Below are 14,745 nucleotides of genomic sequence, written 5' to 3' on the forward strand. Positions count from 1 at the left end.
TATTTGATATTCGCGAGCGATCGCTACTCCTTCCATCTCCTGCAGGATTTTTCCCATCTTTGGTAATTACACCGGAAATCCTATAAAATGGCGATCGCAGTTAATTTCAACTACCTCCGCGCCCATTTTTTTCTCCATCGGGGGGGTTGACTATTGTCTCTTGGAGATGATACCCTGATTTCCGCCATTTTGGGATGTCCCTTGGGTTCTCTTAGCATATTTGCAGACGATTCTCCAAATCCCGCCCGTTGCATCTTTTCTATGAGCGCTTCCACATTTTTATGCTTACCTCGAGAACTCTGCTTTTGTCTCATCAAATCCTTAAAATCCTTAGAATTTCTAGCCATGGTGTCTGTTGTAATTATTACTTAGTTTAGCTTCTAATCAATACTATTACCAATTTTCCCAAAAATGTCTAAAACCTGACTCATATCATCAGGATTTTATTCCTGGTCTCCCACACAGACATTCTCCAGGTTGCTAGTCCTTCGCGAGATCTCACCCCAGCGGTGTAACCCATGGGGGTTTCGTTTCTCAACCTACGTTCATCTTGCGTTTAATTCCTCCAAAGTTGTCGCCATCAGCTACTCTGGTTAATAACCATTTCCTCTTTTGTCATGAGTCAAGTTTTTAAAAATTGGATAGTTCGTATTTCCAGTATTCTACTGAGTACTTTATTTTGGTCTGCTTTCATACTACCGACCTATGCCCAAACTCAAATAGATCCAAAACTAGAACAACAAGTACTAGAAATTATCCGTCGTAACCCGATAACTATTATCGAAAGTGTTCAAGCATACCAAGAGGAACAACAGCAAAGAGTTATCACCAGGAGACAAGAGTTTATCAAGAAATTCAGCCAAAACCCACAGGATGTTATTGGTAACTCCCCTACTATCGGTTCATCAAAACTACAAACTGTTCTTTTAGAGTTTTCTGACTTTCAGTGCCCTTATTGCAGTGAAGCACATAAAACCCTCAAGGATTTATTGAAAAAGTATCCTAACCGATTTACCCTGGTTTATAAACATTTTCCTCTTTTTCAAACCCATGTTCAAGCATTACCAGCTGCTAGGGCTGCCTGGGCTGCACATCAACAAGGTAAGTTTTGGCAGTATCACGACACCTTGTTCACTAAACAAAACCAGCTAGGGGAAAGTCTATACATAGAAACTGCGAAAAGTCTCAAATTAGATCTAGGCAAGTTTAATCAAGATAGACAGCTAGCAGACAAAGCAATCCAAAAAGACCTAGATTTGGTCAACAATCTCAACCTTTCTGGTACCCCCTCTTTTATTATCACTAGTCCAAATTTTACTGGACCTATCCAGCTATCAGAGCTGGAAACATTTTTGGCAGCTGCTAGAAATTAAATAAGCACAAATGAGCATAACTCCCCGCTTTACCAGCGTAGGAGTTTTGCAGCCAATAATTTCTAAACCTGACCGCTAAAGACAGGCTTTACTTTGCGGTCAATCTTTCCCCCCAGGTCTTCAATGGTCAGATTATCAGGTTTGCAACGTTTAACGTTGATTGTAATCCCCTGCGCCCCTTCTGCTTCCAAGTCCTCTACATAGCCATTACTGGCAGATGTGGCCTCGGTCACGCTTAAAAAAGGCCCAAAGTAATAGGTACAACGGGGATTCTGAGTGACAATCTCTACCCACCAAGCCAAACCCAAATTGTTATTTAGGTTGATTAAGGACTCTTTAAGGTTTTGCCAAATATTTTTCATGGTTTCCACCAATTTATAAATGTGTTAACAGGTCACAGAACAAAATTAAAACAGATTAGGTTTTACATTTCTTTATACTCTGTCAGGTTGATTTTTTCAAAGTTTTTTCCCAGAAAATGTATGTAATTTATCAAGATAATGAGTATTTGACAAGCGTTGGCGATAAATTTCATAAAGTGCCATACCAGTTGCTACGGAGGCATTGAGGCTAGGGGTCTTACCCTGCAAGGGAATAGAGACTAGAACATCACAGGATTTTTGTGTCAACATACTCAGACCTTCGCCCTCGGATCCAACTACTAAAACTGTAGAGCCTGTGAACCTAACGCTATGTAGAGGTTCACTGCCGGTAGCAGCAGTTCCATAAATCCAAAATCCGGACTCTTTTAGCTGTTCTAAAGCGCGACTTAAATTAACAACTCTAGCCACAGAGAAGTTTTCTAAAGCCCCAGCAGCGACTTTCACTACGGTGGAGGTAATGCCAACAGCTCTTCTTTGAGGAATTACTAGTCCTTGGGCGCCAATGGCCTCAGCAGTGCGAATAATTGCTCCCAGGTTGTGGGGATCGGTAATCCCATCAGCAACAACTATCACTGGTTCTGATACAGTCTGGGCCTGACTAATTAAGTCCTCTAATTCAGTGTAGGTATAGGGAGCAATTTGAGCAGCTACACCTTGGTGATTTCCACCATTGGTAATTTGGTCTAAACGCTTGGGGTCAACTTCGTCAATTACAGTGCCATTATCTTTGGCTTGGAGAACTAGATGATGAAATCTGGGATCATACCTTAACCGGGAAGTAATCCAAAGACGGTTAAGATTACGATGACTTTCCAAAGCACTTAGGACAGGATGGCGTCCATAAATAAGGTCATTATCTTGCTCTTCAGAGTTTTTAGTTTGTACCGGTTGGTCTAGGAGGCGAGGTTTAGGGGGTATAACCTCTGCTTTCTTGTGAGTGCGAATGGGATGACTTAGGACGCGCTTACCTTTGATCTTTATTGGTTGCGGACGTTCCGATTCCCTGGTGTGATTGTTCTTTTTAGGTTGGTAGCTCATGGTTATTTATTGTAGTAAGTATGTGAACAAACGATTCCATCTGGCTTCATCAACCATAACTATTTTGCTATGACACAAGTAAGCTAGTTAATTATTTTTCCAGAGGGAGTTTTTGTAGCAATTCTGTTAAACGGGGGTAATCCGTGAGATATAAATAGCCAACTAAAGTTTCTAAACTGGTGGCCTGCTGGTAAATTTCGGGATCTAGTCGTTTGGGACGCCCTGTGGCTGCATTGCGCCCCCTGCGAACGATTTCTAATTCATGATTCCTCAGTTCAGGAATCAAAGAGCGTAAATGTGAGGCCTGTTTTTCTGCTCTCACTTGCGCTACTACCAAGCTATGATAAATCTCCGGTCTTTGCTGTGGCCACAGATAAAACATTCTAACATAAAGTTCATAAATTGCATCACCTAAATAAGCTAAGGCTGCAGGAGAGATTTTTTTTACTTGGGCTTCACATAGAAACTGGGGAGATTGACCAGGCAATGCCAGAATTTGAGATGATTGCTCTGTGGCAATTTCATCTTCGGTTTGGGAATCTTCCTCCTGGGGTTTCACCTGTTAATTATTCCTTGGCTTGAAATTTGGCAGTGCTTTTGTGTTCTCGGGAAATAGGTTCAGTCAGATGAGGAAGGGAAAAACTGGGACTTTTTCCACTTCCTCATCATCAACTGGGGAATGTTTTTGGGGATCTGTCACGATTTAATGTTTTCTAGAGCCCTCTCAACCGAAGTTTGTAAGGAGAGAAATTTTTCCAACCGCACAAGCTTGACTGTTTGAGTCACCCGGGCATTAGTGACAATTTGGAAACTTCCCTGATTTTCGCCTAACTTGGCTATCTTGGCTAATTGCACCAGGGCACCCAAACCCGAACTGTCTATAAAGTCAATCTGTGACAGATCCAGAATTATATTGTTTGGACCTTCCCCAATTTTACCCTCTAGTACCTTACGAAATGTTGGCTCCGAAAAGGCATCTAACAACCCTGTGAGACGGAAAAGCTGGTAGTTATCCTTATCCCTAACTTCCAGAGTGCCCCTCAGGCTCACGGTTAAATTTAGTACTTCTGCAATAACTCCCTCCTGTTCCTATTAACTAAAATAACTAAACGATAAAACGCTTGTTGGGGATCAAATTTCCCCCTTTTGACGTGCTGTTTGCATTTCTAGCACAAATTGCTCAAATAAGTAATCAGCATCGTGGGGACCGGGACTGGCCTCGGGGTGATACTGGACGGAAAAAATAGGTAGGGATTTGTGACGCACTCCAGCAACCGTTTGATCATTTAAGTTCAGATGACTAACCTCTACCACTGCTGATGGTAGAGAATCCGGATCAATAGCAAAACTATGATTCTGGCTGGTAATTTCTACTCTTGTTTGTAATCCAGCTGGTTGATTTAAACCCCGATGCCCAAATTTTAGTTTAAAGGTTTGGGCCCCCAGGGCATGACCTAATATTTGGTGACCCATACAAATCCCAAACATGGGTTTTTTGCTCCCTAGCAGGCTTTTGGCAGTGGTGATCCCTTCTGTTACTGCTGCTGGATCCCCAGGACCGTTAGAGAGAAAAATACCATCTGGATTATATGCCAAAATTTCTTCGGCGGTTGTGTGGGCGGGAACAACTATTACTCTACAACCATAACTGGCCAAACGTCTAAGAATATTTCTTTTTACCCCAAAATCTAATGCTACTACCGTTAGGGCTTCCCCTTTGCTGGCGCTGGACTGGGAATTAAATTCCCATACTTCCGGGGTCGGTTCTGACCATTCATAGACTTTTTTTGTGGTTACCTGCTTCACTAAGTTTAGTCCAGTCATACTTGGTGCTGCTTGTACTAGCTCTAGTAATTCTGTTTCCTCTAAAATGGTTGTGGAAATCCCCCCATTCATTGCTCCATCAATTCTAATTTTCCGGGTTAGGGCTCTTGTGTCTATTCCAAATATACCAGGAATTTGCTGCTGTTTCAAGTACTCTGTTAGGGGTTGGGTTGAACGCCAGTTACTGGGTTGATGACATATATTGCGGGCAATTACTCCCTTTATATGAGGTCTTACCGATTCCTCGTCCTCGGGATTAACTCCTGTGTTTCCCAATTCTGGATAAGTAAAAATTACTATTTGTCCTGTATAACTAGGATCGGTTAGCACTTCTTGATATCCAGTCATACCAGTGTTAAATACTACTTCTCCTACTGTTGTTCCCAGCGCTCCAAAAGACCAGCCACGATATGCGGATCCGTCTGCTAGAACTAAAAGGGCAGGTATTGTTTCAGATATAGCCATAAGTAATTAGTGACCTATTTTGTTAGTTATGATAGAAATTGTTAAATCTCAAGTATGTTTGAATTGTTGAAAGGTTAAAATGGGAGATGGTCAGGTGGTTAATCTGTAAGAAACTATGTTAGATTCTATTTTGCCACGCACAACTGTGATTGTCATGACTAGTGCTTTAGCAACTTTGATAGTTGCCTGTACTGGTCATCAACAGAGCAATCAAAGCATAAACCACTCCAGGGACGTGGGTAATTTAGCAGCAGTACAACCACCTAAAAGACTGCCACACAGTCAAGAAGTCAGTGTGCTGGAATTGGCTTTAGACAAAGGTGCTAGTGCTGTCAGGATTGGTCAGTGGGCCCAATCTGCTGAGGATTGGCAATTGGTGGAGAGTAATTTTAACCGAGCGATCGCCCTATTAAAACAAATCAGACCCAATAGCCCCAATTTTGCTTTTGCTCAAAAAAAGATTATCGAGTATAAGGGTCAACTCCAACTGGCTCGTCAACAGGGTAATCCTAGCAGAGGATCCTCCTTATCACCAGATTCCCCGGTGGTAAACAGGTCAAACCCAGGGAGAAAAATACTTTATTCCCCCCCCGTGAGGGAAACGCCGACCATACCAGATTTCCAATCACCTTCACCAGACATTGCCACTAAGAAGATTCCAAGGGAGAATACTAACGACCAAGATCAAGTATACATTGTACCCATTAAGCGACGAATTGGTGGTACTCCTATTGTGGAAGTAACTTTTAATGGCAAAAGTCGTTTTGAAATGATTGTGGATACGGGTGCCAGTGGTTCTGTAATCACCCAAGAAATGGCTCGCTCTTTAGGGGTTGTCCCCGTTGGCGTGGCCAGGGCTAATACGGTCAGTTCCCAAGGACTAGAATTTCCCATAGCCTATGTTGACTCTATGGAGGTGGGGGGGGTGATGGCAAAAAGGGTGCCTGTGGCTATTGCTGGGTTAGCACTAACAACTGGTTTGTTAGGACATGATTTCTTTGGCAATTATGACATCACTATTAAGCGGAATGTGGTGGAATTCCGTCCCCAAAACACAGCTCCTACCCCCGTAAAAATTCCACCAGCTGTTCCAACTTTTCCCAAGGACTACCAGTTGCCAGAATTTCCCTAGCCATGTTTACTCCCTGATGATGATGGAACAAGGGAACCACACCAGCGACTTGTAATGCTAGGGAGGCATTTAATGCTACTACATCTTGTTGAGCTGTAGTGCCTTTGCCCTGTAACACCCTAGTTAAAATATCAGCATTTTCGGCTACACTACCACCTTTTAAAGCGGTAATGGATGCTGGTGTAACTCCTGCTTCCTCGGGGTTGAGGGTAGTAATTTGCACTTCCCCTTGATTCAAAACCGCCAGGTCGGTGATTCCCCCCAATCCTGCTTCATCTAATTTTTCCCTACCGTGTAATACAATTGCCATTTGTGTCCCCAAATTATTTAGGGTTTGGGCCACAGTCCCAATCAAGGTAGGATCAAATACCCCTATGATTTGTCCTGTGGGTGCCATGGGATTAACTAATGGACCTAACAAATTAAATACAGTTCTAATTTTTAAACTGCGTCGTAATGGAGCTACGGCTTTCATGGCCGGATGCCATCCCGGAGCAAAGAGAAAGGTAATTCCCACTTCCCTGACTGCAGCTTGTATTTTTTCAGCAGGTGCATTTAGGTTCACTCCTAAAGCTTCTAAAACATCTGCGCTACCGGTTAAGCTAGAAGCAGAACGTCCGCCGTGTTTAGCTACCGGTACACCAGCAGCAGCAGCGACAAAAGCCACCGCTGTAGAAATATTAAAGGTAGCTGCTCCGTCTCCACCAGTACCACAAGTGTCAATAAGGGGGGTATTTTCTGGCTTGGTTTTCAGACATAAACCTTTTAGGACCCCCGCCATACCAGTCAATTCCTCTGGAGACACCCCTTTGAAATGGAGTGCGGTTAATATTGCCCCGGACAGTTCGGGGGGAATCTTTTCCTGAATCCACCCTTCCATAAGGATTGCTGCTTGATTGCGGGATAATGATTGGCGGTCTAATAGCTGTTTGAGTAAGTTTGACCAGGTATCATCAGAAACTGGGTTTATCATGATTGGATAATTTCCTCTTCGACAATTCTTTTTGCCGCTTCTAACAGGTATTCATAATAAGTACGAGCGACGATGGACAACTGCTTACCGGAAGGATGAACTATATACCAGGTACGTTTGATAGGAAAATGTTGTGCGTCCAAAATACTAAATTGGTGGGCATCACTCAGTAAGGTATGACGGGATAAAACCGATATGCCTAAACCTCCAGCAATAGCTTGCTTAATTGCTTCATTACTACCCAGTTCTAATTTAACCTTGACTTTAATACCATTTTCCTCTAGTAAACTCTGGATGGCACGGCGAGTACCAGAACCAGGTTCGCGCATAATAAATGGTTCCTGTGCCAATCTTTCCAAAGAAATGTTGGTTTCCGTAGACAAAGGATGATTCACAGGTGCAAAAACCACTAGGGGATTCTCTAAAAAAGGTTGAAACTGAATATCCAAATGCTCTGGCAGTTGACTCATAATATACAAGTCATCCAAATTGGCAGTCATCCGTTCCAAGATGCCTTCATGGTTTGTTACCTGTAGGGAAACATCAATTCCTGGATAAAGTTCACAAAAAGGTCCCAACAAACGGGGAATAATGTATTTGGCAGTAGTAATGACTGCCAAACGTAAGCTACCTTGTTTTAGTCCTTTAAGATCTGCTACAGTTATTTCAAACTGGGAAATAACATTAAAAATCTCACGACAGGTAGCAAATAATTCCCTTCCAGCTTCAGTCAAAAATAGGCGTTTACCCACCTGTTCAAACAATGGTAGACCCACGGATTTAGTCAGTTGTTTGATTTGCATGGAGACAGTAGGTTGGGTAAGAAATAGTTCCTCTGCAGCACGGGTAAAGCTACCGTGTCTTGCAGCGGCCTCGAACACCTTCAACTGGTGCAGTGTCGCTTGGTTCAAGGTGATTCTCCTCTAACAGCAGTTCTTAATATATTTAGTAAACACTATTCGTCCACCAGTAATTCTTCCTTAATTTTAACCGGCAATTTGGCTAGATCAGGTAACTCTACGGCTTGGGCGTCAACAATTTTCTCTTTGACATGTAGGGGTATATCTAAAGGTCGATGTTCTTCTACCCAACAACTAGCAATGGGTAGGGTCTGCTCCAGTTCGTCTAGGGGACGAGGAATCACCATGACGGCATTTAATTCCCCTATTCTTTCTGCTTCATACATTCCCGCTTCTACGGCTACAGCTACGTTAGCCACCGTGCCTCTAATAATGGCAGTGCAGAGTCCCGCACCAATTTTCTCGTAAGAAGCTAAATGAACTTCTGCTGATTTGAGCATAGCATCACAAGCACCTACCATGGCAGGGAAGCCACGGGTTTCTACTAAACCTATAGCTTGATTACTTAGACGACTATAAGTGCCATCCGCCATAATTTGGGTTAGACGATTAATTGGTAAAACTATGTCCAGATTAGGATAGGGTCTAGGAATAACTAGACTTGACACCAACTGTCCAAACTGTTCCGCCGTTTGCACCCCCGCCTCTACAGCTAGACGCACATCCGCAATATTACCCCGCACAATAGCTGTACAGTGACCACTACCAATTTTCTCATAGCCTACCAGATGCACTCCAGCAGACTTTAACATCATGTCAGCTGTCCCCACTATGGCAGGGAAGCTCAAGGTCGAAACTAAGCCCAAGGCAGTATCCTTGAGATTATTGTGGCGACGAGGTGATTGAATAGTACTAAGAGTAGGTTGACTGTATGTTTCCATATTTATTCACCAGCATAATCGCAAAAATGACGACTGACCATACAACTAACAATTAACATTTACTCCACACCATTGTTAGCATCCTGGTCACTCAGAGACTGCCGATGGGGAAACAACGTACTTAAAAGTCGGTTAATGCTTCCTTGCCCGTAGATTTGCGTTCCTAAGGGATGGGGCTCAGTGGGATCTCTACTATGGGGTTTACCATCACTTGTCTCTTGCGACTCAGTACTAGATTCTGTTTCCGGGGGTGACTGGCTTTTTGGCGTGGGAGAAGGTGGGGAAGTAGACTGTTGGCGACTGCTATCTCCCAAAATCGAACCTGCTGGTATTACTTGTTGAGCAGCTACAGAATCGTTAAATACTGTAGTGCCCGCACCAATACAAGCATTAGCCCCTATTTTACCTTCCCCAACCATCAAAAAACCGGCCCCCAGATTGGCCCCCATTTCGATTTCTAGAATGCCGTGACTCACCTGGAGAATTGATCCCATGCCAATACAAACCCCAGGACCAATAATAATTTTGCTGTTAAGGCCCGCCTGGAGTATTACCCCCGGTGCTATTACAGCACTAGGATCAATATTCACCTCGCCACTAATATAAGGGTCAAATTTGTCGCTGAGGCGAAGCAACGGCACAGAAGACATGACTTTTACTACCTCGGAAGCCGGAATAATGATTTCACAAAAAATTGGTAAGTGATAATTGGCCAAACCTACCAGCCTATAAGCTATTACCCGCCTATTATGGACGTTGGATAATTACTTCTAGTACCCGACGCTTCACTTGGGGATCAATACCTATTAGTCTTACATACTCACCTGGATACTCAGATAGATAGGATTCTACAGTGGCGATCGCCTCTCTTTCACTTCTAGCTTCAATGAGTCCCGCACTAGACCAGGTTCCCGTCCGGAAGCGTCTTTGGTCTACGTGTTCTAGACTAATTTTCAGTCCACCGTTGACTAATTGTCTGAGATGGTCTATAATTTCTCCACCTAGATGGTTACTAACAGCTGTGGTGCCACCAGTGGGGGAAACTTTGCCGTTACCAGATGTGACTACCTGTCCATTAGGGCGCTGCACAATACTTTCCAACACTCGGCGTTTAGCCTTGGTATCAATACCAATGAGTCGAACATACTCACCTTGATGAGAGTTTAAGCATGACTCCAGAGCCGCCACTACTTCCTGAGTCGAGGTAGAATGAATAGGTTCACAGCTTTGCCAAGTCCCAGTCCGGAATCTTCGTTCATCTACATGCTCTGTTGCAATCTTATAACCATTGTTCAAAAGCTGATTAATCTGATTGATGATTTGGGTGTCAATACCACCAAACTTGCCATTACCATTGCCATTACCATTATAGCTGGTTGGGGATGGTCCCTTAAAGCTAGGGGAAGTAGCTACCACCACACCATCAGGACGTTGAATAATGGTTTCCAAAACCCTCTTCTTACCACCATCAATCCCAAATAAACGCACGTACTCACCAGCGTGGTCCACTAAACAAGTTTCTAAAGCACTAATTGCCTGTCCCAAGGAGCGGGTTTCGATGGGCTGGCAACTTTGCCAGGATCCTGTGCGAAACCGTCTTTGATCCACATGCTCTGTACCAATTTTATAACCTTGCTCCAGTAGATACCGTAGCTGTTCTACTGTATCTGCACTCAATTTGCCTGCCACTTCACTACTCCTATCTAACTCTTCAACTGTGATGCTTGTATAAGTTTTTTCTTCGTGATCTTTTAACTCATCCCGAATGGGGGTAATACATTTGAGATCTTCCGCGCAGCGATAACCAGCTCGTAAAGCCTGATTTATCCCCACAACATGGTGGGCAAACTGCTGATCTTGAGCCTGCACCTCTGGTAAGCGATCAGCTTGCTGCTGTGTTGTAATAATTGAACCGGAAGCTATGTATTTACCCGGGGGTATTTCCACATCTTGTATTAAGGCGTGCATCATGACGATGCAACCCGCTCCGACTCTGGCATTAAAGACCGTGGAGCGAAAACCTATAAAACAGTTGTCCCCTACATAAGCTGGTCCATGAATCAGCGCCATGTGGGTGATGGAAGCGTTTTTACCAATCCATACGGAATATTTCTCGCCGTCATCCCCGACTACTCGGCCCTGCTCCAAACCATGAATAACCACCCCATCCTGAATATTGGTATTTTCACCGATATGAAAGGGGGTTCCTTCATCTGCTCTAATAGATGTTCCCGGGGCAATAATCACATTCTGACCGAGATGAACATCCCCAATCAAGTTAGAGGAAGGATGTACATAAGCAGTTTGATGAACGTCCGGTTCGGCTAAACTCTTTGACCACGGGGTTGGGGGTGCCGCCGTGCTGCGGACTACCATTGTGGGATTCCTCCTGAAATAATCTTGTTGTCAGTGGTCGTGACCTCCTGACTATTTATACTGGTCTTTTTTGCTGTAAACTAAACGATCTTCGACGTGAATAGTATCTATTATCGCCACCACTGCCGCATCTAGGGGTCGCTGTTCATTGCCAAGAACTTGACGGGCGGCACTACCTCGACTAAATAGTACCCACTCATCTACTCCTGCTCCCACACTGTCAGCTGCTACCTCATATTTTGGGAGAAGATTACCGTTCTCATCTACTAGCTGTACCATGAGTAGTTTCACACCCCTGAGACTGGGATCTTTTTGGGTGCTGACTACTGTGCCACGCACCTTCGCAATTTGCATTCTTAATTACGGTCTCCTAAAGGGGCGAATCCCACTTACCCCTTCCCGGAATTGTTCTACGTCTTCTGTATATCGAATTGGCAGTACGTACTCTAGGTTTTCGTGAGGGCGAGCAATAATATGGGTAGACAATACCTGTCCACCATTGACTCGCTTCACGTTTTCTACTCCTGCTGCTACTGAGGCTTGAACTTCGGATACGTCACCACGCACAATTACTGTTACGCGACCACTGCCGATCTTCTCGTATCCTACTAAGGTAACACGGGCTGCTTTTACCATCGCATCAGCAGCTTCTACCACTGCGGGAAACCCTAAGGTTTCTACCATTCCCACTGCAATTGACATTTTTTCTATCCTTACTTACAATCGTGATTTTACATTGTTGACTATACAAAAGTAAAAAGTTATTCCTTTTTACTGTTGGGCAAGTTGTGGAACTAGATACCTGTTTAAGTTCGGAACTGCTCTACTGCCTCTGTATACCTGATGGGTAATACATATTCTAGGTTCTCATGGGGACGGGCGATGATATGAGTTGATAATACTTCTCCGCCATTTACCCTTCTAGCTGCTTCAATACCCGCTGCTACTGAGGCTTGAACTTCGGATACGTCGCCTCTCACAATCACGGTAACGCGTGCGCTGCCGATCTTTTCATACCCTACTAAGGTGACACGGGCTGCTTTTACCATCGCATCAGCGGCTTCTACTACTGCTGGAAACCCTTTTGTCTCAATCATTCCTACTGCAATTGGCATCGCAGAACTCCTCAAAATTAAATAGGACTTTTGTACTGTGGTTGATTAGAAATTTTTGACGGGGATGCTCATTGTGAGCGAAGCAAATACTTCTAGATCTAAGGATATGAGACCTGGGCACCCCTGGCAACATAAATTACTATAATAGTTTGTGATAAAATAGTTTTAGAAAACTTAACAAAATTTAACTGCCCAAAATACTATAAACCGTAATAAACATATTCACATCTATAGTGACTTGATAAGGGCGCGTATAATCTAAGTTATCCTCACGGAAAAATTTCCCAGGTACTAGGATTGACATGGCAAATTGTGGTAACTGTATAAACAATAGGGAAGAAAGATGAAAAAAATATTAAAAAAACTTGATTGTGGTCAGGTTGACTTACTCTGAACCGAGATTTGTTTTAAGCCTGTTTAAGAAAGAAAAATTGGAGTCCGATGATTTAGATGAATGAGGTCTTATTATTCACAAGTTGGTTTGTGCCGTTTTATAGCCTATTGGGGGCAATTCTCACCCTACCTTGGTGTGTGGGAATAGTTAAAAGTACGGGTCCTAGACCTGCTGCTTATCTGAACTTGTTAATGACTATATTGGCTTTTTTCCATAGTCTGCTTGTATTTAAAAATTTGGGGGGTACGGATTCACAAAGCTTAGTAATTAACTGGTTTGAGTTCGGCGATTTTCAGTTGAATTTTGCTTTAGAATTATCCCAGGTGAGTGTGGGAGCATTAGTGTTAATTAGCGGATTAGGTCTATTAGCTCAAACCTATGCTTTGGGTTATATGGAAAAAGACTGGTCCCTAGCACGCTTTTTTGCTCTCTTGGGATTTTTTGAAGCAGCTTTGAGTGGATTAGCTGTAAGTGATTCCTTATTTCTTAGTTATGCTCTCTTAGAGGTTCTTACTCTTTCTACCTATTTACTGGTGGGTTTTTGGTATGCCCAACCTCTAGTGGTAACAGCAGCGAGAGATGCTTTTTTAACTAAACGAGTGGGGGATTTATTACTACTTATGGCTGTGGTTATACTTTCCACTAAAGCTAATAGCCTCAACTTTTCGGACCTTTATGAGTGGGTACAAGGGGCAAATTTAAACCCTCTGACCTCTACCTTGCTGGGTATAGCCCTAATTGCTGGACCTGCTGGTAAGTGCGCCCAATTCCCCCTCCATTTGTGGTTGGATGAGGCTATGGAAGGCCCAAACCCAGCCTCTGTCATGCGCAACTCTCTGGTGGTCGCTGGTGGGGCCTATGTTCTATATAAAATTCAACCAATCCTCAGCCTATCGCCCGTGGCTTTGAATGCCTTGATCATTATGGGTACTGTTACAGCAGTGGGAGCAACTTTAGTTTCAATAGCTCAAATTGATATTAAACGCGCCCTATCTCATTCTACAAGTGCCTACATGGGATTAGTGTTTTTGGCGGTGGGAATGGAGCAGGGAGGTGTGGCTCTGATGCTGTTGTTAACCCATGCGATCGCCAAGGCTCTATTATTTATGAGTTCTGGTTCTGTTATATATACCACCCAAACTCAAGATCTGACGGAAATGGGTGGTTTGTGGTCAAAGATGCCAGCAACAACAACGGCTTTTTTAGTGGGTGCAGCGGGAATGGTCACCTTATTACCCCTGGGAAGTTTTTGGGCCATGTTAGCGTGGGCTGATGGTTTAGTGAAGATTAGTCCCTGGGTGATTGTAGTGTTAATTTTAGTCAATGGCCTAACCGCCCTAAATTTAACTAGGGTTTTTCGTCTGATCTTTTGGGGACAACCCCAACAAAAAACCCGTCGCGCCCCGGAAGTGGGTTGGCCCATGGCTCTCCCCATGGTTACCCTAACAATTGTAACCCTAATATTGCCAGTCATGCTTCAGCAATGGTACTTACTTCCTGACTGGGAAGATGTTGATTGGTACATAGCTGTGGCATTAGTAGGTTCCACTGTCTTGGGGGTGGTAATCGGCTCTACCATACATCTACACAAGGGTTGGTCGAGATCAAGGATTTTGGCATGGAGATTTGTTCAAGATTTCTTAGGATACGATTTTTACATTGATAAGATATATCGGTTGACCATAGTCGGTGTAGTAGCACTCTTATCTAAAATATCCTCCTGGTGCGATCGCTATTTAGTAGATGGTCTGGTTAACCTGGTGGGATTTGCAGCTATGTTTGGTGGACAAAGCCTAAAATATAGTGTTTCTGGTCAGTCTCAGGGTTATATGTTAACGATTCTGGTGGTGATCAGTCTACTTGGTTTCTTGATTAGTGGTTACTTAGGTTTACTAAATAGGTTACCCTTCTAGTCGTAGTGAATAACCGCC

17 protein-coding genes are annotated in these 14,745 nt (G+C 43.6%); 3 read left to right on the top strand and 14 right to left on the bottom strand.

Translation table 11 applies throughout. The features are described 5' to 3' along the window. Positions 1 to 110: 110 nt before the first annotated feature. Entirely contained in the window at positions 111 to 347 is a 237-nt protein-coding gene (locus ASL19_RS10730; RefSeq protein ID WP_057178341.1) for a hypothetical protein, read from the bottom strand. A gap of 270 nt (positions 348 to 617) precedes the next feature. Here ASL19_RS10730 and ASL19_RS10735 point away from each other — a divergent pair, with 270 nt between their 5' ends. Then, the gene (locus tag ASL19_RS10735) at positions 618 to 1,373 is read left to right on the top strand and encodes a DsbA family protein (RefSeq protein ID WP_057178342.1); all 756 of its coding nucleotides are present in this window, start codon (positions 618 to 620) and stop codon (positions 1,371 to 1,373) included. Positions 1,374 to 1,435: 62 nt separating this feature from the next. Here the strand turns inward: ASL19_RS10735 and ASL19_RS10740 are convergent, their stop codons facing one another. The 5 genes from ASL19_RS10740 to carA form a co-directional block, all read right to left on the bottom strand. Continuing rightward, positions 1,436 to 1,735, bottom strand: a complete 300-nt coding sequence (locus tag ASL19_RS10740; protein ID WP_057178343.1) for a DUF1816 domain-containing protein — start codon at positions 1,733 to 1,735, stop codon at positions 1,436 to 1,438. 96 nt (positions 1,736 to 1,831) lie between these two features. Then, the gene (gene rlmB / locus ASL19_RS10745; RefSeq protein ID WP_006276515.1) at positions 1,832 to 2,794 is read right to left on the bottom strand and encodes a 23S rRNA (guanosine(2251)-2'-O)-methyltransferase RlmB; all 963 of its coding nucleotides are present in this window, start codon (positions 2,792 to 2,794) and stop codon (positions 1,832 to 1,834) included. A 91-nt stretch (positions 2,795 to 2,885) separates the two neighbouring features. Then, on the bottom strand, positions 2,886 to 3,353 hold the full coding sequence (locus tag ASL19_RS10750; protein WP_115538724.1) for a Mini-ribonuclease 3: 468 nt from the start codon (positions 3,351 to 3,353) through the stop codon (positions 2,886 to 2,888). A gap of 137 nt (positions 3,354 to 3,490) precedes the next feature. Further along, positions 3,491 to 3,844: an STAS domain-containing protein gene (locus tag ASL19_RS10755; RefSeq protein WP_057178344.1), complete on the bottom strand. Its 354-nt coding sequence runs from the start codon at positions 3,842 to 3,844 to the stop codon at positions 3,491 to 3,493. Between the two features lie 81 nt (positions 3,845 to 3,925). Next, complete coding sequence (carA, locus tag ASL19_RS10760; protein WP_057178345.1) at positions 3,926 to 5,083, bottom strand: glutamine-hydrolyzing carbamoyl-phosphate synthase small subunit; 1,158 nt, start codon at positions 5,081 to 5,083, stop codon at positions 3,926 to 3,928. A gap of 115 nt (positions 5,084 to 5,198) precedes the next feature. On the opposite strand from carA, the gene ASL19_RS10765 reads away from it, so the two are divergent. Continuing rightward, positions 5,199 to 6,215, top strand: a complete 1,017-nt coding sequence (locus ASL19_RS10765) for a TIGR02281 family clan AA aspartic protease (RefSeq protein ID WP_057178346.1) — start codon at positions 5,199 to 5,201, stop codon at positions 6,213 to 6,215. Here ASL19_RS10765 and trpD read toward each other — a convergent pair. The 8 genes from trpD to ASL19_RS10805 form a co-directional block, all read right to left on the bottom strand. After that, the gene (gene trpD / locus ASL19_RS10770; protein WP_057178347.1) at positions 6,145 to 7,188 is read right to left on the bottom strand and encodes an anthranilate phosphoribosyltransferase; all 1,044 of its coding nucleotides are present in this window, start codon (positions 7,186 to 7,188) and stop codon (positions 6,145 to 6,147) included. The genes ASL19_RS10765 and trpD overlap by 71 nt on opposite strands. After that, on the bottom strand, positions 7,185 to 8,099 hold the full coding sequence (locus ASL19_RS10775) for a LysR family transcriptional regulator (protein WP_006276521.1): 915 nt from the start codon (positions 8,097 to 8,099) through the stop codon (positions 7,185 to 7,187). The genes trpD and ASL19_RS10775 overlap by 4 nt, the downstream gene beginning before the upstream one ends. Positions 8,100 to 8,143: 44 nt before the next feature. Next, positions 8,144 to 8,929 (bottom strand): carbon dioxide-concentrating mechanism protein, encoded by a 786-nt coding sequence (locus tag ASL19_RS10780; RefSeq protein ID WP_057178348.1) that lies wholly within the window; start codon positions 8,927 to 8,929, stop codon positions 8,144 to 8,146. Between the two features lie 59 nt (positions 8,930 to 8,988). Further along, the gene (locus ASL19_RS10785) at positions 8,989 to 9,579 is read right to left on the bottom strand and encodes a hypothetical protein (protein WP_057178349.1); all 591 of its coding nucleotides are present in this window, start codon (positions 9,577 to 9,579) and stop codon (positions 8,989 to 8,991) included. A 97-nt stretch (positions 9,580 to 9,676) separates the two neighbouring features. Then, positions 9,677 to 11,305, bottom strand: coding sequence for a ribulose bisphosphate carboxylase small subunit (locus ASL19_RS10790; RefSeq protein WP_057178350.1), 1,629 nt, complete (start codon positions 11,303 to 11,305; stop codon positions 9,677 to 9,679). Positions 11,306 to 11,356: 51 nt separating this feature from the next. Continuing rightward, positions 11,357 to 11,659, bottom strand: coding sequence for a EutN/CcmL family microcompartment protein (locus ASL19_RS10795; protein WP_006276525.1), 303 nt, complete (start codon positions 11,657 to 11,659; stop codon positions 11,357 to 11,359). Positions 11,660 to 11,665: 6 nt separating this feature from the next. Then, positions 11,666 to 12,007: a carbon dioxide-concentrating mechanism protein CcmK gene (locus ASL19_RS10800; RefSeq protein ID WP_006276526.1), complete on the bottom strand. Its 342-nt coding sequence runs from the start codon at positions 12,005 to 12,007 to the stop codon at positions 11,666 to 11,668. Between the two features lie 104 nt (positions 12,008 to 12,111). Further along, on the bottom strand, positions 12,112 to 12,420 hold the full coding sequence (locus tag ASL19_RS10805) for a carbon dioxide-concentrating mechanism protein CcmK (protein WP_006276527.1): 309 nt from the start codon (positions 12,418 to 12,420) through the stop codon (positions 12,112 to 12,114). A 450-nt stretch (positions 12,421 to 12,870) separates the two neighbouring features. Here ASL19_RS10805 and ASL19_RS10810 point away from each other — a divergent pair, with 450 nt between their 5' ends. After that, positions 12,871 to 14,727 (top strand): NAD(P)H-quinone oxidoreductase subunit F, encoded by a 1,857-nt coding sequence (locus tag ASL19_RS10810; RefSeq protein ID WP_057178351.1) that lies wholly within the window; start codon positions 12,871 to 12,873, stop codon positions 14,725 to 14,727. Positions 14,728 to 14,745 lie beyond the last annotated feature (18 nt).

This window comes from Cylindrospermopsis sp. CR12 (assembly GCF_001432185.1).
GTDB lineage: Bacteria > Cyanobacteriota > Cyanobacteriia > Cyanobacteriales > Nostocaceae > Raphidiopsis > Raphidiopsis raciborskii.

Excerpts from the sequence above, each read along its gene's own strand:
- ASL19_RS10735 (WP_057178342.1), top strand. The coding sequence starts at position 618 with ATGAGTCAAGTTTTTAAAAATTGGATAGTTCGTATTTCCAGTATTCTA.
- rlmB (WP_006276515.1), bottom strand. The coding sequence starts at position 2,794 with ATGAGCTACCAACCTAAAAAGAACAATCACACCAGGGAATCGGAACGT.
- trpD (WP_057178347.1), bottom strand. The coding sequence starts at position 7,188 with ATGATAAACCCAGTTTCTGATGATACCTGGTCAAACTTACTCAAACAG.
- carA (WP_057178345.1), bottom strand. The coding sequence starts at position 5,083 with ATGGCTATATCTGAAACAATACCTGCCCTTTTAGTTCTAGCAGACGGA.
- ASL19_RS10780 (WP_057178348.1), bottom strand. The coding sequence starts at position 8,929 with ATGGAAACATACAGTCAACCTACTCTTAGTACTATTCAATCACCTCGT.
- ASL19_RS10800 (WP_006276526.1), bottom strand. The coding sequence starts at position 12,007 with ATGTCAATTGCAGTGGGAATGGTAGAAACCTTAGGGTTTCCCGCAGTG.
- ASL19_RS10795 (WP_006276525.1), bottom strand. The coding sequence starts at position 11,659 with ATGCAAATTGCGAAGGTGCGTGGCACAGTAGTCAGCACCCAAAAAGAT.
- ASL19_RS10740 (WP_057178343.1), bottom strand. The coding sequence starts at position 1,735 with ATGAAAAATATTTGGCAAAACCTTAAAGAGTCCTTAATCAACCTAAAT.
- ASL19_RS10765 (WP_057178346.1), top strand. The coding sequence starts at position 5,199 with ATGTTAGATTCTATTTTGCCACGCACAACTGTGATTGTCATGACTAGT.
- ASL19_RS10730 (WP_057178341.1), bottom strand. The coding sequence starts at position 347 with ATGGCTAGAAATTCTAAGGATTTTAAGGATTTGATGAGACAAAAGCAG.
- ASL19_RS10790 (WP_057178350.1), bottom strand. The coding sequence starts at position 11,305 with ATGGTAGTCCGCAGCACGGCGGCACCCCCAACCCCGTGGTCAAAGAGT.
- ASL19_RS10785 (WP_057178349.1), bottom strand. The coding sequence starts at position 9,579 with ATGTCTTCTGTGCCGTTGCTTCGCCTCAGCGACAAATTTGACCCTTAT.
- ASL19_RS10810 (WP_057178351.1), top strand. The coding sequence starts at position 12,871 with ATGAATGAGGTCTTATTATTCACAAGTTGGTTTGTGCCGTTTTATAGC.
- ASL19_RS10805 (WP_006276527.1), bottom strand. The coding sequence starts at position 12,420 with ATGCCAATTGCAGTAGGAATGATTGAGACAAAAGGGTTTCCAGCAGTA.